Source organism: Streptomyces sp. NPDC054840 (assembly GCF_053611065.1).
Genome location: NZ_JBSGZP010000357.1, coordinates 1 through 7,579, shown reverse-complemented (window position 1 = coordinate 7,579; position 7,579 = coordinate 1). Strand labels below are relative to the sequence as shown.

The window sequence follows — 7,579 nt, the reverse complement described above, 5'->3', positions numbered from 1 at the left end:
AGGCCCCCTGGGTCACGGCTCGTACGGAACCGTCCACCGGACACATCCGCTCCACGCCGACGCGAACGCCGACGCGCCGGGGGTCAGCGCTTCGCGACGAAGACGTGCGAGGCGACGTCCACGTCCAGCTCGGCGGCCTCACCGCCACTGCCGACCAGGACACCACCCGGGGACTCGGTCACGCTCACCACGGAGCCGGGCTGCACGCCCGCCCGCCGGAGCGTATACATCAGCTGGGCGTCCGTCTGGATCGGCTCGCCGATCCGCCGGACGACCACGGTCTTGCCCTCGGTGCCCGGGTCGAGCTCGGACAGACTGACCATGCCGTCTTCGAGGAACGGGTCCGCCTCGGCCTTCTCACCCAGCTCCTCCAGTCCCGGGATGGGGTTCCCGTACGGCGACTCGGTCGGGTGACGCAGCAGCTCCAGCACCCGCCGCTCCACCGCCTCACTCATCACGTGCTCCCAGCGACAGGCCTCCGCGTGCACCTGTTCCCACTCCAGGCCGATGACGTCGACGAGCAGGCACTCCGCGAGCCGGTGCTTGCGCATGACACGCGTAGCCAGTCGGCGCCCCTCCTCCGTCAGCTCGAGGTGGCGGTCGCTGGCGACGGCCACCAGGCCGTCCCGCTCCATGCGCGCCACCGTCTGGCTCACCGTCGGACCGCTCTGGTCGAGCCGCTCGGCGATACGGGCGCGCATGGGGACCACGCCTTCCTCTTCCAGCTCGAGGATGGTGCGGAGATACATCTCCGTGGTATCGATCAGTCCGGACATTCGTGCCCCTCGGATTGCGTGCGCTGGCCCTGCCCCCAATTCTGACGCATCGGGCCGACAACCGTCCCGTGCCGAGGGTCAAGACCGCTCCCGGACATCTCCCGGGCATCCCCGGCAAGATCGGCCGGCGGTGTCCGGGGCGCACGACCGGAGCTTTCGGCGCGGGATTGACGTTCGTATTGACACGCCCTTGGTCCAGACCGCACGGTGAGCGGCGGACACGGACGCTCCCCCACCTCTGGAAGGGCCATCGGCGTATGAGCGAGAGCAAGCTGGCCGGTCAGTTCTTCGATGCCGCCATCGGTCTGCTGGAGCGGGTGCGGGACGAGGAGGCCCCGCACATCGCCGAGGCCGGCTCCCTCATCGCCGACGCGGTCGCCGCCGGCAACCGGCTCTTCGCCTTCGGCGCCGGTCATTCCTCGCTGCCCGCCCAGGACGTCGTCTACCGGGCCGGCGGCCTCGCCCTGATGAACTTCCTCGCCGTCCCGGGCACGGCCGGCATCGACGTCATGCCCGCGACCCTGGGCAGCGCCCTGGAGCGGGTCGACGGCCTGGCCGGTGCCGTCCTCGACAGCAGCCCCGCCTCCGACGGCGACGTCCTCGTGATCATCTCCCTCTCCGGGCGCAACGCCCTGCCCGTCGAGATGGCGATGAACGCCCGCGCCATCGGCCTCAAGGTCATCGGCGTGACCTCGGTGGCGTACGCGACCGAGACCAAGTCACGGCACCTCTCCGGCACCTTCCTCAAGGACCACTGCGACGTCGTCCTCGACAGCAAGATCGCGGTCGGTGACGCCGAGCTGAGCATCGACGGCATCGACGCGCCCTTCGCCCCCGCCTCCACCGTCGTGACCAGCGCGATCATGCAGGCGGTCATGGCGGCGGCGGCCGGCGAGCTCGCCGCCCGCGGGGTGGAGCCCCCGCTGCTGCGCTCGGGCAACGTCGACGGCGGCCACGAGTGGAACGGCCGCGTGATGCAGGAGTACGGCGACCGGATCTTCTTCCGGCACTGAGCCGCGCTCAGCCCCCGGCCGGGCGGGCGTGACCCGCCGCGAGGTCCAGGTCGGCCGCGACCCGGGCCGCGACCTCCTCCGCGTACCCCGCGTCGGGGCGCTCGAAGGCCACCCGCGAGGGCCCGCGCAGGAACGTCAGCACCCCCAGCGTCCGCCCCCGGCTCCGCAGCACCGTGCACAGCGCGTGCGCGGCGCCCTCGGGCCACTGGCGGACCCTCGCCCACTCCGCGTCCGGCTCCCCCCGCGGGGCACTGGTGCGCACCGAGCCGATCCGGTCCAAGGCCTGCAGCGCCGGGTGCCCGGCCACGTACCGGACAGGGATCGACCCTGGTCCCGACAGCGCCGGCGGCGACGCGGCGGACCGTACGAGCCTGCGCCGCTCGGGATCGGCCGTGGGATCCAGCACGTCCAGCAGCGCGTACTCGGCGAAGCCGGCGAGGGCGAAGTCCAGTCGCACGGCGGCCGCCTCGGCCGGGTCCTCGCACTCGGCGGCGGCCCGCCCCGCCCGGTGCAGCTGGTGGGACCGGAACCGCAGTTGCGCAGTGTCCAGCTGCTCCTGACGGGCCTCGGTCACGTCCTGGAACAGCCAGCCGACCCCCAGCGGCACCGGCTCCTCGGCGAGCGGCGAGGCCAGCCGCAGGAACCCGCACCGCCAGCACCTGCGCCGCACCCCCTCGGGCGTGCGCACCGACACCCACATCTCCACCGGCGCGGGCGGGGCCCCCTCGGCGAGCACGTGCTGGAGCGCGCCCTCCAGTTCCTCGACGCCCTGGGTGAGCAGTTCCCCGAGCGGGCGCCCGAGCAGCGCGGTGCGACCGGTCCCGAAGGCGCGCGCGGCGTGCGCGTTGACGACGGCGGGCCGCAGGTCGACGTCGACGAGGACGACGCCCCACGAGGCGTCCTCCATCAGGGCCTCGCTCAGCGCGATGGAGCGTTCCAGGTCGATCTGGGCGTGCACCTCGCTGAAGGCGCAGTACACCCCGGCGGGCTTCCCGTCCGCACCCGGCACTCCGGCGGACTGGGTCCGTACGAGGACGCGCCCGCCGTCCTTGGTCAGCAGCGCGAACTCGTGGACCTGGCGCCCGGGGACGTGCTGTGCGGCCATGAGTCTGTCCTGCACGTCCTGCGCATCGGCGGCCCGCACCGCCCACCCCTCGAACCCCTTGCGCCCCACGGCCTCGCCTGCGGACCATCCCAGGATCCGCTCGGCCTCACGGTTCCAATGGGTGATCACGCCGTCGGAGTCGAACGCGCACAGCGCGGCGTCCATCCCGTCCAGCAGCGCCTGGAGCAGATCGTCGGTGGTCTCGTTACGCCCGGAAGCAGTCACCTGGCACCCCCAGCAGGTGTTCGCGTGTGCGGCACGTCGGATCATTCAACTGGAACGTGACGCAGCCCACACCGCTTTCGGGGAAATCGGTGCGCATCCCCTTACACCTGCGAAAGAACCACCAGAACGGCCACACGTTCGACTGACCATTCCTCATCCGTACGCACCGCACGGACGCACCGCACGGCCTCGGATGCGGAGCGTCCCCAGAACCACGAGCGAGGGACACCTTCGTCCGGGGGACGTGTCGCGGTCCGAACCAGTGGTCAGCATCGAATGACGACGCTGACCAGCCGCTTTGATGTCTCCCAGCGGAAGGTGCGGCTCCTCCGGAGAGCCGATGGATACGGCTGCGGATTCTCCGACGAAATTCGATTGAACGGTCGGCACGGGCCTGCCTAGAGTGGACACACACTGAAAGGAGGTGATCCCGGAAATGTATGAACTCCGGACGCGTGAGGTGGCTGCGGGCTAAGCGCCCGTCGTCGCACGCACCCAGTGCGGTGCCCGGCGGGATCGCCAGGCGCCAATCCACAGCAGTCACCCGACCCGCGGGCTCGCCGGTACGTCCGGCCGGCTTCTCCCACTGCAGGGGAGAGACCCGAGCCCGCGGGTCGCCTGCGTTTGCCGCTCCCGCTCGGGGTGGACGGGGGCGCCGCCCGTCGCGCAGGAGCGCGGGGGGTGGCCCGGGAGTCGTCCGCGGGCGCGGGGCCGCTGCCCCGGTTCCCGCGCTCAGCGCCCCACGGCCAGGCCGCCTCTTTCGGATCTTGTCGGCCGAGCCTGGGGCGTCCGGTGCCGTGCCCGACAACGCGGCCGGGTGCGGTGCCGGGCGTCGCGGGCCCGGCAAGATCCGAGAGACGGCCTAAGGGCAGAGACGCTCCACGCGCCACTTGTCCCCGTCCAGGACGTAGCGCAGGCGGTCGTGCAGACGGTTCTCGTGGCCCTGCCAGAACTCCACCGCCTCCGGGACCACGCGCAGGCCGCCCCACTCCGGCGGGACCGGCACCCGCTCGCCCTCCGGGTAGCGGGCCTCCAGCTCGGCGTAGCGCCGGTCCAGCTCCGCACGGGATTCGATGACGCTGGACTGCTCGCTCGCCCAGGCGCCCAGCTGGGAGCCGTGCGGGCGGGAGCGGAAGTACGCCGCCGTCTCGTCGCGGCCGATCCGGGCCGCCGTACCGGTGACGATCACCTGGCGGGCGATCGGGTGCCAGGGGAAAAGCAGGGCGACGTGCGGGTTCTGCGCCAGCTCACGGCCCTTGCGGGAGGCGTAATTCGTGAAGAAGACGATGCCCCGGCCGTCGAACTGCTTCATCAGCACCGTCCGCGAGCTGGGCCGCCCGTCGGGGGTGGCCGTCGATACGACCATCGCGTTCGGCTCGAAGAGGTGCGAGTCGGCGGCCTGCTGGAACCAGAGGGCGAATTGGTCCATCGGATTCTCAGCGAGACTCCCCTCGTCGATGATCTCCGAGCGGTACTGCTTGCGCATCATGGCGGGGTCAATGTCCTGATCGGTCACGCTGGCCATCCTGCCGCAGCCGAACCGTCGGCGGTGTGCCGTATGTCACGCTTCCGCAGTCGGGGTGGAACGGCCAAAATCTTGGGGCCGGTCCGAAGGTCTCCGAGTGGGTGACCGACGGCCGTGCCGGGCATCAACGGGGATGACCGCGCCGGACCGCGAGTCACGCCGGGAGCCGCGCGTGTTCGCACTATCTGAGGAGCCGCCTGATGTCCGACTTCGTACCCGGGCTCGAAGGGGTCGTCGCGTTCGAGACGGAGATCGCCGAGCCCGACAAGGAAGGCGGGTCGCTCCGCTACCGGGGCGTCGACATCGAAGACCTCGTCGGCCACGTCTCCTTCGGGAACGTCTGGGGCCTGCTGGTCGACGGTGCTTTCAACCCCGGCCTGCCGGCCGCCGAGCCCTTCCCCATTCCGGTCCACTCCGGTGACATCCGTGTCGACGTCCAGTCCGCGCTCGCCATGCTCGCCCCCGTGTGGGGTCTGAAACCGCTGCTGGACATCGACGCGCAGACCGCCCGCGACGACCTCGCGCGCGCGGCCGTGATGGCACTGTCGTACGTCGCCCAGTCCGCCCGCGGCCAAGGCCTGCCCATGGTGCCGCAGCGGGAGATCGACAAGGCCGAGTCGGTCGTCGAGCGGTTCATGATCCGGTGGCGGGGCGAGCCGGACCCGCGGCATGTCAAGGCCGTCGACGCGTACTGGACCTCGGCCGCCGAGCACGGCATGAACGCCTCCACCTTCACCGCGCGGGTGATCGCGTCGACCGGCGCGGACGTCGCCGCCGCGCTGTCCGGCGCGGTGGGCGCCATGTCGGGGCCGCTGCACGGCGGCGCGCCGTCCCGCGTGCTCGGCATGATCGAGGAGATCGAGCGCACCGGCGACGCCGTGGCGTACGTGAAGAAGGCCCTCGACAAGGGTGAGCGGCTGATGGGCTTCGGACACCGCGTCTACCGCGCCGAGGACCCGCGTGCCCGCGTGCTGCGGCGCACGGCCAAGGAGCTCGACGCGCCGCGCTACGAGGTGGCCGCCGCGCTGGAGAAGGCCGCGCTGGAGGAGCTGCACGCGCGCCGCCCCGACCGGGTGCTCGCCACGAACGTGGAGTTCTGGGCCGCGATCATGCTGGACTTCGCCGAGGTTCCGGCGCACATGTTCACGTCGATGTTCAGCTGCGCCCGTACCGCCGGCTGGTCGGCGCACATCCTGGAGCAGAAGCGCACGGGCCGCCTGGTGCGGCCCTCGGCCCGCTACATCGGGCCGGGGCGACGCAACCCGCAGGAGATCGAGGGTTACGCGGACATCGCCGAGACCGCGTAGCGACTCCGGCCGTGTCCTTGGGCGCCGTATCCCGCTCGCGGGGTGCGGCGCCCTTCTCGATACCGCGCTTCAGCCCAGGGTCGCGTCGAGGATGCGGGACCACTGGGCCACCACCCGGGCCCGGCGGGCCGTGTCGTCGGTCAGCACGTTGGCCAGGCCCAGCCCCCGCGCCATGTCCAGCAGGCCCTGCACGGTCTCCCGTACGCCCGGCACCGACTCGTCCGCGCCCAGCAGCTCGACGGCGATGCGGTGGGTGTCGCGGCCGACCCTGGCCTCCAGTTCGGTGACCTGGGGGCGCAGCTGCTCCTCGTTGGAGGCGGCCACCCACAGCTGGAGCGCGGCCCGGAAGAGGGCGCCGGTGTACAGGTCGACCAGCGCCTCCACCACGACGGGGCGGGCGGCCGGGCCGGCGTGGAAGAGGTCGAGCAGGGCGGTGGACCGCTCCTCGGCGACGTACTCGACGGCCGCGGTGAACAGGGCCTCGCGGGTCGGGAAGTGGTGCTGGGCGGCGCCGCGCGAGACCCCGGCCCGTTCGGCGACGACCGAGACGGTCGACCCGGCCCAGCCGTGCTCCGCCAGGCAGGACACGGCCGCCTCCAGGAGATGGCGGCGGGTGACGCGGCTGCGCGCCTGCTTGGGGCCGGTCACAGCGACCATGACGGTTCCCGGCGCTCGAAGCGGGCGGTGATGCCCTCGCGGGCCTCGGCGGAGGCGAACAGTCCGGCGGACAGCTCGGTGAGCCGGGAGCCGTCGCGGGTGAGGGCCTCCCGCACGGCGGCGGAGGTCAGCGCCTTGGACGCGGCGAGCCCCTGCGGGGAGGCCTTGCGCAGGCCGGCGAGTACGGGCTCCAGGGCCGCGTCCACGTCCTCGCCGTGCAGGGTGAGCAGGCCGATCCGGGCGGCCTCGGCGGCGTCGAAGGCCTCGGCGGTGAGGAAGTAGCGGGTGGCGGCGCGGGGGTCGAGGCGCGGCAGCAGCGGCATGGAGATCACCGCGGGGGCCAGGCCCAGATGGGTCTCGGTGAAGGCGTACGAGGACTGCGGTCCGGCGGCGGCGATGTCGCAGACGCCGAGCAGCCCGAGGCCGCCGGCCCGGACGTGTCCGGTGACCCGGGCGACCACGGGCTTGGGCAGCTCGGCGGTCTCGCGGAGCAGGGCCAGGAAGTCGGCCGGATCGCAGGGGGACTTGAGGTCGGCTCCGGCGCAGAAGGTGTTGCCGGTGTGGGTGAGGACGACGGCCCGGACGGCGGTGTCCGCGGATGCGGTGGCGAGAGCGGTACGGAGTTCTGCGACGAGGTCGGCGGAGAGGGCGTTGCGGTTGCCCGGGGAGTCCAGGGTGAGGGTGGCGATGCCGGTCGCCTGGGCGGCGTGCACGAGTGGGGCCATGTCTCCTCCGGAGCGGTGTGCGGATGGGGGTGGTTCGGGAGCCGATGCCCCTCCGGGGAGGGTACGTGTCCCTGTGGTGTCCCCTGCGGGGTGCTCGGTGGTGTGCGGTTCGGGTTGGGCTGCGCCCGGGGTTCGCCTCGAACGCCGACGGGGCGGTGTCCCCTGCGGGGTGCTCGGTGGTGCGTGGTGCGGGTCGGGCTGCGCCCCGGGCTGCGCCTCAAACGCCGGCGAGGCTTGAAGGGGCGG

At 72.5% G+C, this 7,579-nt stretch carries 7 protein-coding genes; 2 read left to right on the top strand and 5 right to left on the bottom strand.

The window, feature by feature from the left end; translation table 11 throughout:
* Positions 1–83 precede the first annotated feature (83 nt).
* Positions 84–776 (bottom strand): metal-dependent transcriptional regulator, encoded by a 693-nt coding sequence (locus ACWGIU_RS23495; RefSeq protein ID WP_453708760.1) that lies wholly within the window; start codon positions 774–776, stop codon positions 84–86.
* A gap of 257 nt (positions 777–1,033) precedes the next feature.
* Between ACWGIU_RS23495 and ACWGIU_RS23490 the strand changes: the two genes are divergently transcribed.
* The gene (locus ACWGIU_RS23490; RefSeq protein ID WP_453708758.1) at positions 1,034–1,789 is read left to right on the top strand and encodes an SIS domain-containing protein; all 756 of its coding nucleotides are present in this window, start codon (positions 1,034–1,036) and stop codon (positions 1,787–1,789) included.
* A 7-nt stretch (positions 1,790–1,796) separates the two neighbouring features.
* On the opposite strand, the gene ACWGIU_RS23485 is transcribed toward ACWGIU_RS23490, so the two are convergent.
* Both ACWGIU_RS23485 and pdxH read right to left on the bottom strand, forming a co-directional pair.
* Entirely contained in the window at positions 1,797–3,119 is a 1,323-nt protein-coding gene (locus ACWGIU_RS23485; RefSeq protein ID WP_453708756.1) for a PAS domain-containing protein, read from the bottom strand.
* Between the two features lie 862 nt (positions 3,120–3,981).
* On the bottom strand, positions 3,982–4,644 hold the full coding sequence (pdxH, locus tag ACWGIU_RS23480; RefSeq protein WP_453708754.1) for a pyridoxamine 5'-phosphate oxidase: 663 nt from the start codon (positions 4,642–4,644) through the stop codon (positions 3,982–3,984).
* Between the two features lie 200 nt (positions 4,645–4,844).
* Between pdxH and ACWGIU_RS23475 the strand changes: the two genes are divergently transcribed.
* Positions 4,845–5,951: a citrate synthase 2 gene (locus ACWGIU_RS23475; protein WP_266384062.1), complete on the top strand. Its 1,107-nt coding sequence runs from the start codon at positions 4,845–4,847 to the stop codon at positions 5,949–5,951.
* Positions 5,952–6,020: 69 nt separating this feature from the next.
* Here ACWGIU_RS23475 and ACWGIU_RS23470 read toward each other — a convergent pair whose 3' ends face one another.
* On the bottom strand, positions 6,021–6,608 hold the full coding sequence (locus ACWGIU_RS23470) for a TetR/AcrR family transcriptional regulator (protein WP_453708751.1): 588 nt from the start codon (positions 6,606–6,608) through the stop codon (positions 6,021–6,023).
* Positions 6,596–7,333 (bottom strand): enoyl-CoA hydratase family protein, encoded by a 738-nt coding sequence (locus ACWGIU_RS23465; RefSeq protein WP_453708749.1) that lies wholly within the window; start codon positions 7,331–7,333, stop codon positions 6,596–6,598. The genes ACWGIU_RS23470 and ACWGIU_RS23465 overlap by 13 nt, the downstream gene beginning before the upstream one ends.
* Positions 7,334–7,579: the final 246 nt, after the last annotated feature.

Coding starts and splice junctions, on each gene's coding strand:
- ACWGIU_RS23490 (WP_453708758.1), top strand. CDS start 1,034: ATGAGCGAGAGCAAGCTGGCCGGTCAGTTCTTCGATGCCGCCATCGGT.
- ACWGIU_RS23465 (WP_453708749.1), bottom strand. CDS start 7,333: ATGGCCCCACTCGTGCACGCCGCCCAGGCGACCGGCATCGCCACCCTC.
- ACWGIU_RS23475 (WP_266384062.1), top strand. CDS start 4,845: ATGTCCGACTTCGTACCCGGGCTCGAAGGGGTCGTCGCGTTCGAGACG.
- pdxH (WP_453708754.1), bottom strand. CDS start 4,644: ATGGCCAGCGTGACCGATCAGGACATTGACCCCGCCATGATGCGCAAG.
- ACWGIU_RS23470 (WP_453708751.1), bottom strand. CDS start 6,608: ATGGTCGCTGTGACCGGCCCCAAGCAGGCGCGCAGCCGCGTCACCCGC.
- ACWGIU_RS23495 (WP_453708760.1), bottom strand. CDS start 776: ATGTCCGGACTGATCGATACCACGGAGATGTATCTCCGCACCATCCTC.